This is a genomic window from Lysinibacillus sp. UBA5990, assembly GCF_002429815.1.
GTDB classification, from domain to species: Bacteria; Bacillota; Bacilli; order Bacillales_A; family Planococcaceae; genus Lysinibacillus; species Lysinibacillus fusiformis.
Map to the genome: position 1 here is coordinate 1,728,995 of NZ_DJAY01000015.1, position 14,842 is coordinate 1,743,836.

Here is a 14,842-nt window from a genome sequence, read left to right on the forward strand (position 1 = left end):
ATTACCTTATCCGATTGTTTTCACAACCGCTCCTTCTTGATTCTTTATATGTGTTTTCATAATTTGAAAACTAACACCATCTAAAGAAGATATGGCAAATTGCTTTTCTTGCGGCACTAGATTTTGACTTAACTCCTCAACTGCCTCTTTGTTCAATGTAATGGTAATTTCCTGTTCATTTTCCCGATAACCTACTATATTATCTGGTTTAAATACTATAGTTAACTCTTGACCGACTAAGCTAAGATTTTTGTCCTTTACGATTCGTCCACGTAATAATTTGCCAATGACATCTGCCTGCTTCGCTCCTAATTGAATAACATTGGATTGTTTGTTAAACCAGCCCTTTTTCCCTACTTGCCAAGCTAGTTGATCGACGAATAAAAAGCCTGTACTTGAACCATCTTCCATCATCCCTCGCTCTACTTGCTCAACAATCTCAGGGTTTTGTAATAGCGAGGGGCGTGTTAAGTCAGTTATATAACTTGGAATTTGGTTAATACTCGCCTGTAGCACACCTAGAGTTTTCCATGTCTGCATTGCTTCTAGTTCATCCTCTGTAATACCAACCATTTGGATAAACTCCACCTTGCCATTCGGCGTATCTATTTCAGCAAGCTCAGGATCATGCGTAAAGGCTAGCGCTGTTAATTGCGTATCAGCATCCAGACAGATCGGACCATTTGCATCCAAATAATCACCTGCTCTAAAAACATTCCCACTATTAAAAACATATCTACCCATATTCTGTAATAGATTCAACGCCCACGCTGGTGGTTCTTCCTCATCTTCGGAGCGCACTAAGCGAAACGTCAATTCAAATCCATAACCACTATAGTCTTTATTTTCAAGCTCTTTTTCATATAGCTCCGAGAACCCATATGTGACAAAATGCCAATGGGGGACTGGAGTTTCACTTTTATAGGCACTTATACCATCCAAAGGGTCTTGTCCACCTAATGAATAAGGAATCATGGTGCCGTAATGCTTTGGCTCCTGTTCCCCGTATACCTGTGATACAGCTTCATCAATCGCATCCCAGCCTACCGCCATAACCTCTTCACTCATTTACGCTTCCTCCTTGCAATCGTCGCTATCGACTCTACTAACCTATTCTTAATGATACCAATTTTATGGTAGCTCATTAACAGCATTAGGACTCATTTTCACCTTTCGTGCAACTAGGTTTATTTTCATTCCAAATGAGGAAAATATGACTAACGCAAAAAATCAGGCCATCTTCTGTTTCCAAAAAGATCGCCTGAATAGCCTACTATTCTGCCATTTAAATTTATACGTTCTATCAATCAAAATAGGTTAACCATACATCATAGCTGGCTCACGCACAACATGTAAATAGTCTGCCAGTTTACCTGCAAATACTTGCTCTAAGTATGGTAATTGTGCTAGGCAATGAGGCGTCATTAATGCTGGATTTTGATAAATCTTTAAACCTCCCACTTTTAATAGCGTCGCTACAAACTGGGAACAAAAATAAGCGCGTTCTCTTCTTACTTCCTTTTGCATCATCACACCAAAAAGCCCGATAAAGTTGTATTTATAACGATCTCGATTCCAATACATATAACGCACGATTTTAGCCATTTCTAAATATTGATAATGAGAAATTCTACAGCGATAAATGACACAATCCGCTGACTCAAATAGCCCTCTTTCCGCATCCTCTCGCAAAAAGCCACCACTTAAAGGATTGTTTAATTGCCTACGTCCAAAGCTAAACATTTCGTATAGCCCATCATCAAATGCGATTGACGCATGATTCATCTCTTTCCCAGTATACATACCTATCGCTTTGGATAATAATGTCCCTGTTTTAGTTAATACTATGTAAATCGTATGTGCCATTTCTTCACCTACTCCAATATTCTTTCTACAACTACCAATACGTTTTAAAACTTCAAATGGTTTCGTGAATTTCCTTTTTTATAAGTATATACGATAAACTTAAATATTTTCTTAGTAGAACCTGAAGAATTTCTTAAGATTTAGGATTATCGACTAGTATTTAGAGTTAATGAACTACCATTAAATCAACTTTCTGAAAGTTCTATTTTTGAACTACCTTTATTTATATGCCGTTAATTGTATTCTTATGTGGGGTACAAATGGGGTACAGAAAAACAAATGGACAAGTACAGGTAACTAGAATACGATACAAATAGTCCCTCAGTTTTTGTAATTCACCCTAAAAAAGAAAGGTGTTACTCCTCTCCACTATGTTTTTTCTCCAACAATCATAGCTTATAAAGGGTACTTGTAACCATGGCGGATTAACCTTTTTATACGCCTTATTAAAAGCATGTTTGTAGGTCAATCCTTAATCAGATATGTAAACTTCAATTCGAGTAGCTAATATCTTTTGGTAAGTATCATCCATGTAGTTTCCACCTCGTCTGTACTTAGGAAGTTTATCATTGGCCATGTAAATAGTATAGCAACGGCACTAAATATCGATCGATCAATTCCCCATAACCTCGGTGCTTTGAATTTCCACTTATCCATAATGGTAGTAGCCCTCTCTATCAGCTTTCTGACCATCAAGTATTCAATGAGACTTCATAACCAATCTCCGCCCTCTCAACTCATAGTGTTTTGGCTGCTTGGTGCAGTTTTCAAAGAAAAAGAAAAAGCACCTGAGATAGGTGCTTTGAAGAAATTACCAACCAATTGAGAAAACAAATGGTTGAGTCGAAGTTTTTCCTGGAGCTGTTTGGATGATTTCTACATAATTCCATCCGTATGTTAGACCAGAAGCTGATGTATCGTAACTATTATTAACCTTAATTAAGTTACCGTTTAAAACGTTTAATTTTTGATTGCCTTCTGGATGGAATAAGATAGCTGCATTTCCGTTATATCCATCATAGTAAAATTTATAACGTTGAACAGGATATGTATTACTTGTTTGACTATTTAATTTGTATCCGTTTTTAAGCTCAGGTGCATTATCATAAATGCTACTAGTAGTAATAGCTTGTACGTGAGTTTCAGCAGCTTGAATATTAAGATTCAACTCTTGTGCAGACGCATCATTAGAAACTCCAGTGAAAATACCAAATGCTACAGCAGGTACTATAAATAAACTTTTCTTCATTAAAAACTCCTCCTTAGATGTGTTACAAACATATTTTACCATAACTTTTTATGTTTTTTACCTTTAATTCAAAAATATGTAATATTAACTATCTAAGGATAATATTACTTTCAATTTTAAAACATTTTTTGTATATAAAACAAATAATTGCAATAATTTCATGATATAAAAAACCTTCATCTCTGGACAGATGAAGGCCTGATTGTAATAAATTATCGAGAGCTCACTTGAGTCATCGTAGTAGAGCGCACCACGTTATTTTGTAGGAAATTGCGTTGAGTGCATTTCCGTGCACTTTGTAACTATAGTAAGTTTATATTAGTAAGTTTGACTGAATTAAATGGTAAGTGGACGAAGTTCACATATAAACCACTCCTTCAGATTTATTTGCCTGTTCCCTTTATCACTTACCTGTCCGCCCTCCTCATTAATTTACAACTCTCATTTTCTTTTTACCTAATGTTGGAAGTATGGAAATTTTGGCAAGTATGGTAACTATGTAATTTGTGAGTTATAGGTTGCTTATGATAATATTAAATTAGTTAAATTTACCATATTATTGGAGGAACCTATTAATGACCTTAAAAGAAAAGATAATACAATTAACTAAAAAAACATACGTTGATCTAGTAAACCTTCGTTATGAAAAACTTAAAGAAGAGAATAAATTAAACGATGAAACTGAGAGGTTATTAAAAGAAGTTATTTCAATGCAAGGTACTCTTACTTTACCACCTAGCAATGAAGAAATGGACATAGATGTGTACGAATACAATGATGGTAGTGGCTTTGGTTCTGAAGTACGCTATCTATGGTTTGATGATGAGGAAATCCCTATAGTACTTCATTATGAAGCTAAAACAAATGCTGAAAAAACTCAAGTAACTGAATTTTATATCAAAACAATTGATGCATAGGAAAAGGGGCATCTGTCCCAGCTTTTTCCCGATAATTCGTAGTTTTTGAGAAAGCTATGTGGTCCTGCTGATTGTTTAGCCTGGCTCTACGTTGTTTAACTTCCTTGCGCACATGTTTCAAGAACAGACGCTGCACTTGCTAAAAAGATGGCTACTAACTACAGCTTGTCCATAAACACTCATCCTTGCATTTTCAAATGTGAGTACGTTCATATAACCATGCATATACGAAACATTGTATAGAATTTACAATGTTTTTGTTTTTCACTAAATTTAATATGATTTTAGATTGAAAAGGTCAGTCGTTTTATAGAGTGACTCAAACTGTCTTTCCTTAATTTTTGGATCTTAATAGAGGACGATACACTTAAGGCGCCGACTCCCTTTGAGCTTACATCCATTTTCTATTCTTCTTTAATCGATTTTTAGCTTGGTTATACTGTAATAAAAAAGACACTCCTTAATAGGAATGTCCAGGCATTTATCTATAGATATCTAATAAATTTAATAAGTACATTTCTGTTTCATTGATTGAAAGCATTATTTCCTTATGCAGGTGATCCTCAATACTATCTTCAGAAATAAACTGTAAGTATTTATTTACTTCCACAAAGAATTTTTCAAACTCTTGTAAGAACTCATCAATTTTTTGATCGCCAGGTGTTACAGATAAATAAATAGTTTTGAATAAATTAAAGTCACTATATGCATTACTTAAAAAATAGATTGCCAATATTTTATCGCTAGTGACATATGATTTTACAAAGGTCAGATTTTGCTTTAATTTATTCAATGAATTTATAAGATTTGTAGTTTGTTTTAGCATATTTGCAGTATTACTATACATCTAATAACCACCTCCAATTTAATAATAAGCAAAAAATCACCAAATTGGAATAATATTCTGCATTTTTCATCTCTTAAAAATATTATAGGATCTGCCATTGGATGATGGCATCGGTCCAAACACCAATGATCAGTAATACAAATACCCAACCTACAAACTGGATGTAGATTTTTAATATTAGGCTATCCGCAAATCCTATTGAAAAGGGGCTCACCTTTAAAACATCATGAGGATATTTCAACAATATATATGAAAAACTGCCAAAAATGAACGTTACCCAAATAGCGGTCATGAACATTTCCAAGTGTCACTCCTAAACATCAAGATTCAACTATCGCATACTTATTATATTGATCCTCCTACTCTCTTGTGCCATCAATGCTGTAATGCCCTGCATCCTCATTTAAAACAAAATAAAAATGAGCTCGATCAAAACTTGAGCTCATAGATTCTTTTATCTTAATGGGTAATAAGGTTCGTAAATTGGATGCCAATAATATGGGGGTCTAACACCAATACTCGGTGTAAACCAGCTGTAATTTAAATAATGAATGTTTAATTGGTTTACGTTATTTTCTAGTAACCTTGTCACTTCTGGGAAAAATTCAATCTCCATTCTAACAATCCCCCTGCGATGATAGTCGTTTCCTTGCTTTAACTTAAGAAGGGTATTAATCATAGTATATGTTGAAAAGGAGGGATTGGTTATTAACAATCCAAGTGACGGGCCAGCTAAAGATAACCAAGATTTAATGGAACAAATCCGTTTATATCAAAAATGGTTTGAGGACAATAAAAAAGAAGATCCATACCCTCAATATCCTGTCTATGGAAAGATTACGCAATATAAAGAAGTACCCCTTACCCAACCTGAACAAAGGCAGCTTCGTCAGCCAGGTCTCGAAAGCTTAATGGTGCCGAAGCCTATCATTGAAAACCCTCATTATAAAGGTAGTGGAAAATTAAAAGGGAAAGTTGCCCTTATTACTGGGGGTGATAGTGGAATGGGTGCAGCTGCTGCGATTGCCTTTGCGAAAGAGGAGGCTGATGTAGCAATTGCTTATTTAGATGAGCATGAGGACGCTACTCGAACTAAAAATAGAATTGAGGAACTAGGAAAAAAATGTTTACTCCTTCCTGGGGATCTCCGTGAAAAAAAACATTGTGCAGATATTGTTTTTGAAACCATTCATACGTTTGGACGCTTAGATATATTATGTAACCATGTTGGCATTCAGTTTCAACAAAATGACCTGACTGACATTACAGATGAACAATTTGATGAAACGTTTAAACTTAATATTTATTCACATTTTTATACGACAAGAGCAGCCCTCCCTTATTTACAAGCTGGTAGCTCCATCATTGGGACCGCTTCAGTTGTAGCTTATGCTGGGGAGCCTTTATTAATCGATTACTCTGCAACAAAAGCAGCTGTCGTCGGCTGGACTCGTTCTTTAGCAAAGAGCATTGCTAAAAAGCTGATTCGCGTCAATGCTATTGCCCCAGGTCGTATTTGGACACCACTGATTCCCTCCAGTTTTTCCTCTGACGAAAACGCATTGCACGGAGGAAATCTTTTTAACCGAATGGCACAGCCCTTTGAGGTGGCCCCTACATTCGTTTATTTAGCATCGGATGATTCTAGACATGTAACGGGGCAAGTTTTACATGTGGATGGCGGAGAATCCACCCATTCGTAGCTCGTAAAGAAAACTTAGGCAACATTTAATCGTTGCTGAGTTTTTTAATGGTTCCAAAAAATATTTTAATTATTCAACTTTGCCTCTTTATTTCATTTACTTTTCAATTTATTGACAGTGGTTATGTTCATAACTACGACAACATACATTAATTGCGGGATAGCAACTTTAACATCGCCCCCAAGATGTTTTTGTACAACGCTATCCCACCTTTACATCGTGTATTTTTGGGGATCATATTTCTTTCCTATCCGCTTTATCAATCCATTCTCTTCGTTGTTATCCCTTCCGTAGTAAAGAATAGATCAACATATCTCTACATTCGCCAGTCACACTATGACATTCATATTGTCTTAAATAGCCCGCTTCTTTAAAATTGAACTTGGTTAGTAACTTCCTTGATGCTATGTTTTCTTCAGCAACAGTGGCTTGTATCCTCACTAACCCTAACTGATTAAATCCAATTGCCAATACTTCATTCATAGCTTTATCACATTGTCATAGATACATGCGGCAATCAGCATTTCGGAAGCAGCAGTACAATGTTTAGAATCGAAAGTTTTGGTAGAGTTTGATGATTCATTACATGGTTACTACTTGGTTTTTAAAGGTGCTGTTTTATCATTTTCTGAAGTGGCATTTAATTAATAATTATCTATTTTGGAAAATAGTGTTAAACATCCAATTTATTATCCGATAATTATAATGTGTTACAAATAATGTAAAAGAGGAAGTTGGATATGAAGAAATATTTACTAACTGTAGGAATTTTAGCAAGCGGTTTGCTGGGCTAAATACAGCTGAGGCTTCAGAGATAGAAAAAGATAAGATTGCTGTAGATCCATTAATTGAAGATTTAAAAACAAAACATCCTGATTGGACTGTTACATTAGTTACTTCAGATGAGGATGCTAAAATTAAAGAGGAATTAAAAAACAGTCAAAATAGTCCCGTTCTTAGAGGTCCAGCACCACCTTTAACATCTGTTTATATTGACAAAGTAGTATCTCAAGTTGGAACAAGCAATCAAGTAACTGAGGATATTGGCATGCAGCAAACTTCTTATGCAGTTTCAGGAACTGTTACTGTAGCAGTTATGGAAGTTGGCTATGGAAGTGAAAATCAATGGTTAGATGATGAGCGTATTACATATCAAAATCGTGATTATAAACTTAATGAAGCTGCTATAGATTTTAATAATGACAAAATTATAGATGCGTTTTATCATACAGTAACTTTTAATTCAGACTTAAAAATTTCAAGTGGAACTTCTGCTTTATATAAGTTTAGATCTACTTCACAAAATTCCCCTTGGAATACCATTGAAAGAACTATAAATTTTCCACATTTATAATGTAGGAATACTATGAAGAGAGGTGTATTTAAAGATGGTTTCTATGGAAGATATGAGTATAAGGTTAACTATCCTTCAAGGAGCTTACGGATATAAAGGTTTTACTCAACAAACTGGCGAGAATATGTATAAAACAGACTTGAAAGCTTTTCAAGAAACAATAGAAAATGCAAAAGAACCGATTGATACGAGTAAAGTTTCAAAGTTATCATCTAATCAAATCAAAGTGCTACAAGGTGCTCCAAGTGGAAGTTGGTTGATTCCTTTGCTGAATAAAATGGGACAATTAGGGATGATGGATTTACGTGAGGGACTAGTTAACCCTAAAATATTCCAATATACCTCGACTATGAGTGCTTATAAAAGATCCATTTAAGCTAAGTAAGTAAAATAAAGAGCATTAACGAAAAGGATTTTCCCCTTCTTGTTAATGCTTTTTTATGTTGTTATGTAAGCTTTTTGCTGATTTGAAATAATATTTGATTAAAAAAATCCTACAAACAAGCATTTGACAATAATTATGATGATCCTATTAAACAAAGTAATAGGAAATCTGTTCGCGTTACGATAGTTTATTTGTGTAAAATGCACAAACATTGTTTCATGTTTTTTTCTAGTGATGTTTTTAAAATTACTTATATTTTAAACCCTCTGTAAAACCTAATATATAAGATAAAGAAAAAATTATTTTAATATCCTTTTTTTAGTAGTATTATGTAATAGTATAAATAAATGTATTTTAAAAGAATAATAATTTTATTCAAAAAAAGGAGTGTTTTATAAAAAATGTTAGGTTTAATTATAGGTATAGTACTTATCATATTAGGTTTTCTAATAATTCCTATAGGTGTTGTTCAATTAAAAGATGAATTAGGAGATTATAGCGATAAGCCAATATATAAGAGAATATTTGTTTACACTATTGAAATTTTTAGTTTTTTAAGTCTTAGTAACATCGTCGGTTGGTTATTAGGTATAGGGTTAATACTAGTTATTTCGGGTTTCTATTTTGTAATTTTATTTTTTTCTAAATTATAATACTAATATCTATTTTTTGCATTTCAATTACATATTAGGTAAAAAATAGTTGAATATTTTTTTTATAGTGTTATAGTGATATAGTCTAGGAGGTGAAATAAAATGGGAGCTATTTCATATGCAAAATCAACATTAGATAGTTGGAGTAATTCAAATACAATTACAAAAAATATTGTTTCCTCATCTGCTCAGGGAGCTGCAATTGGTGGTGTTGCTGGTACAACGGTAACAGCAACTTTTTCTTCTCGTGGCTTTACATCTAAAGGAAGTGTTACAGCAGGTGGAGCTGCAGGAGCAACTCTAGGGGCCAATGTGGGCGCTATTAAGGGTGCTGTTACTGGATCAGTGAAATATGCAGTTGGTTCTACAGCAAAGTATTTTGGATTGACAAAGTAAGTAATAATTAATGCTGGATGCAAAATTACATATATGAGCATCCAGTTTGCCATTTTGGGGGTGCTCACTTGATTAACTCGATTACTATTTGTGAAAATATAACTGAAGAATTTAAATCTGTTAAAGAAAAAAATATATTTACACCAAAAGATGCACATGTTTGTGCTTTAATTGAGTTAAGTAAGATTGAAGAGGATACATACATAAATATAGAGTGGACAATTGATGATAGTAAACAAGAAATAATCGGCATTTATCAACTACCTTTAATCGGGAAAGAAGATGCTTCTAGATTTGCTGTTGCAGGTTTAGATATTCAATTGTTGTTATCAGAGAATATTATATATAAAACTTCTCAAATTAAAGTTACCGTTTACTTAGAAAGTAATATTGAGTATAAAGTAAGTAATAATTTTATATTAAAACCCTATATTGCATACAAAAGGAATAAAATAGAAAGTATAAATTCACATACATCATCCAAAGAGTGGAAGATTTAAAAAGTAAAATTATTTCTCAATGAAAAAAATGCTCATTTAGTTTAGAAACCTTTGCAGAAAATACCAGAGATAATTTAGATTGTAGTAGAAGCAAATTCTTTTGTTGTCCTTTTTATTTTAGCCAAAGGAATAGAGCTTAGTGGGAAAGAGTATTATCAGAAGTGAGATATTTGAAATCAATAATATCCGACATTCAGACAATTCGAGATAGGGAACTATACGTTTTAACGAATCTCGATGCGTCTGACATCACACTTTTCATTATTTGGTAATTCATTTGCTTTATTAATAATAATGATGCATAACCTACATGAGCGCCTATTAGCATCCTTAATATTCCAAAAAGTACAAAAGGATAAAATTTCATCGATTAATTTTATAAATTTAACAGGAATAGAATAATAATTCTTTTTTGTCGAATTTACCGTCAAAGTTCTTTAATAAACAGTCTTCGATAATTTTATTAATGAACTTATATCGACCTCATATTTATTGCCATATGTTCTAGGTGAAGATATTTCCTCCTTTGCTCCATAAAATAAGATTTTAAAATCATCGTCTATGAACTGAACTACGAACAAATCATCAAATTGGTTGAATGTATTTTTATTGATTGTAATAAAACTTTTTTCTTGGGCAGTTGTTTTAACACTAATTCTTCTACCGTTTTTCACCACATCAAATCCATGTTGATTAGTTACTTTAGCTAGTTCTCCTTTTGTGTAAAGAACACAAAAGAATTCACCTAGCCGACCTATAAGATGCCTTAATTCGGTAGCCTTGCATCCAAGTACATTCATTTCAAATCGTAACATTTCTAAGTATTCCTCATATAACTTTTCTATTTGTGATATTCCTATTGTACCTTTATTAACAGTCTGTTCATTATAGAGTAGAAGTTGCCCTTTATCCCACTCTCCTACAACACTTTCAAACTCTACGCCTTTAGGATTGTGAAAGATTAGTCCAGTATAAGGATAATTTTCACCAACAAATCTATATGTACTTCGATTAATATATATAAATAGATGTTTATTAAAAGATATACCTTTGTTGTAACGGTTATAACAATAATCTGATGGAATAATACTCTTTAGATTTGTATTAAATCTTTTTGATAATCTATCTTTTATCTCCGTGGATGTTAAAATATTACCTATTTCTTCTTTGAGGACCTCTAATAGTTGTTCATAAATTGTCATCATAATGCTCTCCTTCTGGTAATCTTAAACGTATAAAAACTTCACAAGTAATTAAATTTTCAGTTCATGAATTTGACCTTGGTATGTATAACAATATTTTAAATGAAACAATGTATATTGAAAAAAATTTTAAACTAAATAAAGTAAGCTACCATTAGTTTATAGACTAATGGTAGCTTACTTTATAACTTTGCACTATAAACAGTAGGTTTTAAATTTAAGGGGCTTTTAGGTCACCTTCTATTCTAAAGAATTTGCCAGAATTAAATTCATGGTTATATTCATAGACTCTATATAATTCGTAGTTACTTGCATAAATTGAGGGAAATGCCAGATATCATAAACGACGTATTGATTCCACCTTTTGTTGTTTTAACCTCTATATATCTAGAAGTACCATCCTTTTTAATAGCTTCTATATCGTACCCAGCTCCATCACCTTCTATAAAAGAAGTATGAATTGTATCGTAACCCAATACATTTTGGAGATGGTTAATTACTAATAATTCGCCTTTCAGCCCAAGCTCAGAATTTTTTTACTAATCTCAGTATAATCTACTTTAGTAGCAAAAAAGTTTCTGGATTCGCTTATTTTGTTTGGCATTGAACTAGGTGCCTTGGTTACTGTTAAAAGATCCTGATCCTGACCTATATTCTCATGATACCTTAGCCATTACCCTATGCACCTTTGACCATTACATTCATATAATTATATTGAAGGGAGTGGCAATAGTGCCTTGGCAACATAAAATTTACTATTTAATCGGGCAACCGGTCGGTGTTTCGTTGACGAATGGGCAAGGAACATCTGGTGTTCTTTGTGGTGTTTCAGGTGGGAAGCTTCTTGTTCTCGAATATTTGTATCAAAGCCAATTTGCTTTAAAGCAATATGATTTTCATATGATTCAAGATGTTAATGGTTTTCCGCCTTGTCAAATGCAGCAGCCGTTATATTAAAAACATCCGTGTAGGATGTTTTTTTGATGGCACCATTTTAATACTAGTTACTTGGATGATTATCGCTCCTCCATTTGAATCTTATACATACAATAGATATGGAGAGAGGGGGTGTCCTTTGTGGGATACTGTGGAAATGTAGGTAATTTTAATAATTATTGTGGCGGAAATAATGGCAATGGTAACAGTTCAACTTTCGTGCTAATCGTTGTACTATTTATTCTTCTCATTATTGTTGGTACAAGCTTCATTTGCTAATGGTCGTATTAAGGCTTTAGCTTCTGTTCATTTCTAATGATGAAGAAGCTTAAGCCTTTTTTATTCCCCTTCCTCCTAATTATTTGCTTGTTATGAGATAATAAAAATATTTCTTACGCCATTGAAGATAGATAACTATCTCCAATTGATAACTTATCATAATAATAGTATTGTAAAGTTCTTTCTACTTTACATGACACTCCTTTATTGGTTCTAGAGGTCACTTACATCCAAGTGGCCTCTTTTTGCATCCTTTTACTCTATTATAGATTTTATAGAAATATCGTTTTAGCAGAGAGGAGGAAACAAGTGGGAATTAATCTAAATTTCTGGTCCTTTATTTTATCTTTAGGTTGCATCCTATTATTTTTTCTATCCGGTTCCTTAAAAGACTTTTTTGTCACCTATGTCCATCTTCACCCATTGACACTGACATTGCTATTGTCAATCGTATGTTTCTACCTAAGTGTTGTAGGAATGAAAGATGTTAGAAATTTAGCGACCTTACTGAGAGGTATTGTGACAATTGCTTTAACACTGATTCTAATTGTGAGTATTTCCTTTATTTTATTTTTTGGTAATTTATAAAGTAAAAGAACTCTAGCTTGCATGATTATTAAACAAGCCTTCTTGACGAACACCTGTTCCATAGATACAATAATAAAAAAGGAGGCTTGTTTATGCAAGACACAATTAACATTGAATTAGTACATTTTTCAGAAGACTATGTAGAGCAGTTAAATGAGTTTGAATTGCCAGCAGAACAACACCGATTTACTGCCTTACCAAAAGAGATTACAATCGAAAAAGTTGGACAGTACCCTATTGTGATTTTAAGTAATACAATACCTGTTGGTTTTTTCGTACTTCATGCAACCGAAAGAGTACAAGAATATTCTAGTAATCCTCAGGCGATGTTACTTACTGCTTTATCTATGGATCATAAACAGCAAGGTAAGGGTTATGCAAAAAAAGCAATGCTTTTATTGGCTGACTTTGTCAAGCATGAATTTAAAGAATTTAACGAAGTAGTGTTAGTAGTAAATCATAAGAACATCGCTGCGCAGAATTTGTATACCAACGTAGGTTTTGAAGATAATGGTGAAAGACGAATGGGACCCATTGGTGAGCAAATAGTGATGCAATTGCACCTATAAGGAGACAGTCACTCATTTGTGATGTTCAAATGAGTGACTTTGTCATCCGCTGTCATTCGTACCATTCATTATCAGGCACTAAATTAACTCACTCGATTTTGTATCAAATACCGCTATTGCCATCCACCTCTATATATGCAGCATAAATATATTTCAATGCGATATGTTTCGTTGTTGTAATCGTTTCTAGCAGAAGTTCCAACTCGTTCATCCCTTTAATAATGCCACCATATTGTACAAAATTAGCCTCTTCCCAAATAGTTAACATAATATAGTTACGTTGCGATAATGCATGTGTGATGGTTTGCTGTAATTCCTCCAGTTCCCATTCTGCACGTTCCCTTGGCGGTTCTGTCAGCACCTCTTGTTTCCACTTTTTCAAAAGCATTAAATGCTCTGGAAGCATCATCGATGTCCATTTCATGGCTCCTCGATCTTTGATCAAATTGTCTCACCCTTTCTGCTAAGTTTCGGGGGAGCGCTTGCGAGAAAACTTCAACATTGAAAGTCATGGCTGCTTTGCTATGATTTCCATCCCCCAAACAAAACATACGTTCTTTTTATTATACGCACATACGTTCTTAAATAGCGGTGGTAATTTCATACAATTTCTCTAGTATGTGCTTGCGAAGAGTTCTAGACAAACGCTAGGCATTTGTATAAGTCTATAAACATTTCAATCATAATCTGTGGTGATGATGAATATCACAATTTTAGTGTGAAAGGATGTAAGTATTAACACAAATGTCGATTATACATCGTCTTCTGCAGAGTTCACCTTTGATGTCAATAAAAGTACGCTTTTTAAAAAAGATTCACGAAACTACATTAATATTCTTGGCGTAGAACAATTAAATACTTTAGAAAATACATCTTTACTGGATATTTTTTTAAGTAAAGACAATGTCATTGAGCCACACTATCATCAAAATGCAGCCGAGCTTGTCTATTGTATTTCTGGTACAGCAATGGTTTCCCTATTAAATCCCTTTACAAAAAAACTTCAAAACTACCCGATTAAGCCTGGGCAAGTAGCCAATATACCACAGGGCTGGTGGCATTATGAGATTGCCACAGAAGATAACACCCATTTACTTGCTATCTTTGATGCTCCAACACCAGAGGTTATTTTAGGCTCTGATATATTGAAATTCACACCTGCCAATATTATGGCGCATACCTATTGTCTAGATGAGGAACAATGGAAAAAAACCATTGCACCGATTGTTCCATCTACTTATATTGGGCCCCCAAAAGGTTGTAATCGAGTGGAACCGGCAACTGATAATTCTTCATGCAAGCAAAAAAAGCCTTCCATGAAACCATGCCAATACCCATACCCTTATCCATACCATTACCCTTCCCCACATATGTATCCTTATGGCGCCTATTATTAAA

20 protein-coding genes and 1 pseudogene are annotated in these 14,842 nt (G+C 33.7%); 12 read left to right on the top strand and 9 right to left on the bottom strand.

The window, feature by feature from the left end; all coding sequences use genetic code 11:
• Positions 1-6 precede the first annotated feature (6 nt).
• The 3 genes from B3D94_RS21305 to B3D94_RS21315 form a co-directional block, all read right to left on the bottom strand.
• Positions 7-1,068, bottom strand: a complete 1,062-nt coding sequence (locus B3D94_RS21305; protein ID WP_291760314.1) for a suppressor of fused domain protein — start codon at positions 1,066-1,068, stop codon at positions 7-9.
• A 249-nt stretch (positions 1,069-1,317) separates the two neighbouring features.
• Complete coding sequence (locus B3D94_RS21310; RefSeq protein WP_036126564.1) at positions 1,318-1,866, bottom strand: hypothetical protein; 549 nt, start codon at positions 1,864-1,866, stop codon at positions 1,318-1,320.
• An 811-nt stretch (positions 1,867-2,677) separates the two neighbouring features.
• On the bottom strand, positions 2,678-3,115 hold the full coding sequence (locus B3D94_RS21315; RefSeq protein ID WP_069481708.1) for a hypothetical protein: 438 nt from the start codon (positions 3,113-3,115) through the stop codon (positions 2,678-2,680).
• 575 nt (positions 3,116-3,690) lie between these two features.
• Between B3D94_RS21315 and B3D94_RS21320 the strand changes: the two genes are divergently transcribed.
• Positions 3,691-4,032: a DUF7668 domain-containing protein gene (locus tag B3D94_RS21320; protein WP_291760321.1), complete on the top strand. Its 342-nt coding sequence runs from the start codon at positions 3,691-3,693 to the stop codon at positions 4,030-4,032.
• A 481-nt stretch (positions 4,033-4,513) separates the two neighbouring features.
• Here B3D94_RS21320 and B3D94_RS21325 read toward each other — a convergent pair whose 3' ends face one another.
• The 3 genes from B3D94_RS21325 to B3D94_RS21335 form a co-directional block, all read right to left on the bottom strand.
• Positions 4,514-4,879, bottom strand: coding sequence for a hypothetical protein (locus B3D94_RS21325; protein WP_069481710.1), 366 nt, complete (start codon positions 4,877-4,879; stop codon positions 4,514-4,516).
• An 82-nt stretch (positions 4,880-4,961) separates the two neighbouring features.
• The gene (locus B3D94_RS21330; protein WP_291760744.1) at positions 4,962-5,177 is read right to left on the bottom strand and encodes a hypothetical protein; all 216 of its coding nucleotides are present in this window, start codon (positions 5,175-5,177) and stop codon (positions 4,962-4,964) included.
• Between the two features lie 156 nt (positions 5,178-5,333).
• Positions 5,334-5,495, bottom strand: a complete 162-nt coding sequence (locus B3D94_RS21335) for a hypothetical protein (protein ID WP_175423041.1) — start codon at positions 5,493-5,495, stop codon at positions 5,334-5,336.
• A gap of 136 nt (positions 5,496-5,631) precedes the next feature.
• On the opposite strand from B3D94_RS21335, the gene B3D94_RS21340 reads away from it, so the two are divergent.
• The 6 genes from B3D94_RS21340 to B3D94_RS21365 all read left to right on the top strand — a co-directional run bounded on the left by B3D94_RS21340 (position 5,632) and on the right by B3D94_RS21365 (position 9,870).
• Positions 5,632-6,582, top strand: coding sequence for an SDR family oxidoreductase (locus B3D94_RS21340; protein WP_291760747.1), 951 nt, complete (start codon positions 5,632-5,634; stop codon positions 6,580-6,582).
• Positions 6,583-7,498: 916 nt separating this feature from the next.
• Complete coding sequence (locus B3D94_RS21345) at positions 7,499-7,936, top strand: DUF4879 domain-containing protein (protein WP_291760750.1); 438 nt, start codon at positions 7,499-7,501, stop codon at positions 7,934-7,936.
• 34 nt (positions 7,937-7,970) lie between these two features.
• On the top strand, positions 7,971-8,312 hold the full coding sequence (locus tag B3D94_RS21350; protein WP_291760326.1) for a hypothetical protein: 342 nt from the start codon (positions 7,971-7,973) through the stop codon (positions 8,310-8,312).
• Between the two features lie 410 nt (positions 8,313-8,722).
• On the top strand, positions 8,723-8,974 hold the full coding sequence (locus B3D94_RS21355) for a hypothetical protein (RefSeq protein ID WP_069481717.1): 252 nt from the start codon (positions 8,723-8,725) through the stop codon (positions 8,972-8,974).
• Positions 8,975-9,076: 102 nt separating this feature from the next.
• Positions 9,077-9,370 carry a hypothetical protein gene (locus tag B3D94_RS21360; RefSeq protein ID WP_069481718.1) on the top strand — a complete coding sequence of 98 codons (294 nt, stop codon included), beginning with the start codon at positions 9,077-9,079 and terminating at the stop codon, positions 9,368-9,370.
• Between the two features lie 68 nt (positions 9,371-9,438).
• Complete coding sequence (locus B3D94_RS21365; protein WP_258269156.1) at positions 9,439-9,870, top strand: hypothetical protein; 432 nt, start codon at positions 9,439-9,441, stop codon at positions 9,868-9,870.
• 437 nt (positions 9,871-10,307) lie between these two features.
• Here the strand turns inward: B3D94_RS21365 and B3D94_RS21370 are convergent, their stop codons facing one another.
• Positions 10,308-11,072 (bottom strand): DUF7225 domain-containing protein, encoded by a 765-nt coding sequence (locus tag B3D94_RS21370; protein ID WP_069481720.1) that lies wholly within the window; start codon positions 11,070-11,072, stop codon positions 10,308-10,310.
• Positions 11,073-11,377: 305 nt separating this feature from the next.
• Positions 11,378-11,590: a DUF3883 domain-containing protein gene (locus B3D94_RS23125; RefSeq protein ID WP_083244697.1), complete on the bottom strand. Its 213-nt coding sequence runs from the start codon at positions 11,588-11,590 to the stop codon at positions 11,378-11,380.
• Between the two features lie 214 nt (positions 11,591-11,804).
• On the opposite strand from B3D94_RS23125, the gene B3D94_RS21375 reads away from it, so the two are divergent.
• The 4 genes and pseudogenes from B3D94_RS21375 to B3D94_RS21390 all read left to right on the top strand — a co-directional run bounded on the left by B3D94_RS21375 (position 11,805) and on the right by B3D94_RS21390 (position 13,444).
• Complete coding sequence (locus tag B3D94_RS21375) at positions 11,805-12,029, top strand: hypothetical protein (RefSeq protein ID WP_036126581.1); 225 nt, start codon at positions 11,805-11,807, stop codon at positions 12,027-12,029.
• Positions 12,030-12,215: 186 nt separating this feature from the next.
• Positions 12,216-12,287, top strand: a pseudogene (locus B3D94_RS23130) (YjcZ family sporulation protein); the annotation flags it as partial.
• Positions 12,288-12,596: 309 nt separating this feature from the next.
• Positions 12,597-12,875: a hypothetical protein gene (locus B3D94_RS21385; protein WP_291760349.1), complete on the top strand. Its 279-nt coding sequence runs from the start codon at positions 12,597-12,599 to the stop codon at positions 12,873-12,875.
• 92 nt (positions 12,876-12,967) lie between these two features.
• The gene (locus B3D94_RS21390; protein ID WP_012294844.1) at positions 12,968-13,444 is read left to right on the top strand and encodes a GNAT family N-acetyltransferase; all 477 of its coding nucleotides are present in this window, start codon (positions 12,968-12,970) and stop codon (positions 13,442-13,444) included.
• A 103-nt stretch (positions 13,445-13,547) separates the two neighbouring features.
• Here the strand turns inward: B3D94_RS21390 and B3D94_RS21395 are convergent, their stop codons facing one another.
• The gene (locus B3D94_RS21395; RefSeq protein ID WP_069481722.1) at positions 13,548-13,889 is read right to left on the bottom strand and encodes a YolD-like family protein; all 342 of its coding nucleotides are present in this window, start codon (positions 13,887-13,889) and stop codon (positions 13,548-13,550) included.
• A 289-nt stretch (positions 13,890-14,178) separates the two neighbouring features.
• On the opposite strand from B3D94_RS21395, the gene B3D94_RS21400 reads away from it, so the two are divergent.
• Positions 14,179-14,841, top strand: a complete 663-nt coding sequence (locus tag B3D94_RS21400; protein ID WP_414674017.1) for a cupin domain-containing protein — start codon at positions 14,179-14,181, stop codon at positions 14,839-14,841.
• Position 14,842 lies beyond the last annotated feature (1 nt).

Bases quoted from the DNA above. Each gene is read 5' to 3' on its own strand.
- B3D94_RS21340 (WP_291760747.1), top strand. From the start codon at position 5,632: ATGGAACAAATCCGTTTATATCAAAAATGGTTTGAGGACAATAAAAAA.
- B3D94_RS21315 (WP_069481708.1), bottom strand. From the start codon at position 3,115: ATGAAGAAAAGTTTATTTATAGTACCTGCTGTAGCATTTGGTATTTTC.
- B3D94_RS21390 (WP_012294844.1), top strand. From the start codon at position 12,968: ATGCAAGACACAATTAACATTGAATTAGTACATTTTTCAGAAGACTAT.
- B3D94_RS21335 (WP_175423041.1), bottom strand. From the start codon at position 5,495: ATGGAGATTGAATTTTTCCCAGAAGTGACAAGGTTACTAGAAAATAAC.
- B3D94_RS21370 (WP_069481720.1), bottom strand. From the start codon at position 11,072: ATGACAATTTATGAACAACTATTAGAGGTCCTCAAAGAAGAAATAGGT.
- B3D94_RS21310 (WP_036126564.1), bottom strand. From the start codon at position 1,866: ATGGCACATACGATTTACATAGTATTAACTAAAACAGGGACATTATTA.
- B3D94_RS21330 (WP_291760744.1), bottom strand. From the start codon at position 5,177: ATGTTCATGACCGCTATTTGGGTAACGTTCATTTTTGGCAGTTTTTCA.
- B3D94_RS21325 (WP_069481710.1), bottom strand. From the start codon at position 4,879: ATGTATAGTAATACTGCAAATATGCTAAAACAAACTACAAATCTTATA.
- B3D94_RS21355 (WP_069481717.1), top strand. From the start codon at position 8,723: ATGTTAGGTTTAATTATAGGTATAGTACTTATCATATTAGGTTTTCTA.
- B3D94_RS21350 (WP_291760326.1), top strand. From the start codon at position 7,971: ATGGTTTCTATGGAAGATATGAGTATAAGGTTAACTATCCTTCAAGGA.
- B3D94_RS21360 (WP_069481718.1), top strand. From the start codon at position 9,077: ATGGGAGCTATTTCATATGCAAAATCAACATTAGATAGTTGGAGTAAT.
- B3D94_RS21305 (WP_291760314.1), bottom strand. From the start codon at position 1,068: ATGAGTGAAGAGGTTATGGCGGTAGGCTGGGATGCGATTGATGAAGCT.
- B3D94_RS21320 (WP_291760321.1), top strand. From the start codon at position 3,691: ATGACCTTAAAAGAAAAGATAATACAATTAACTAAAAAAACATACGTT.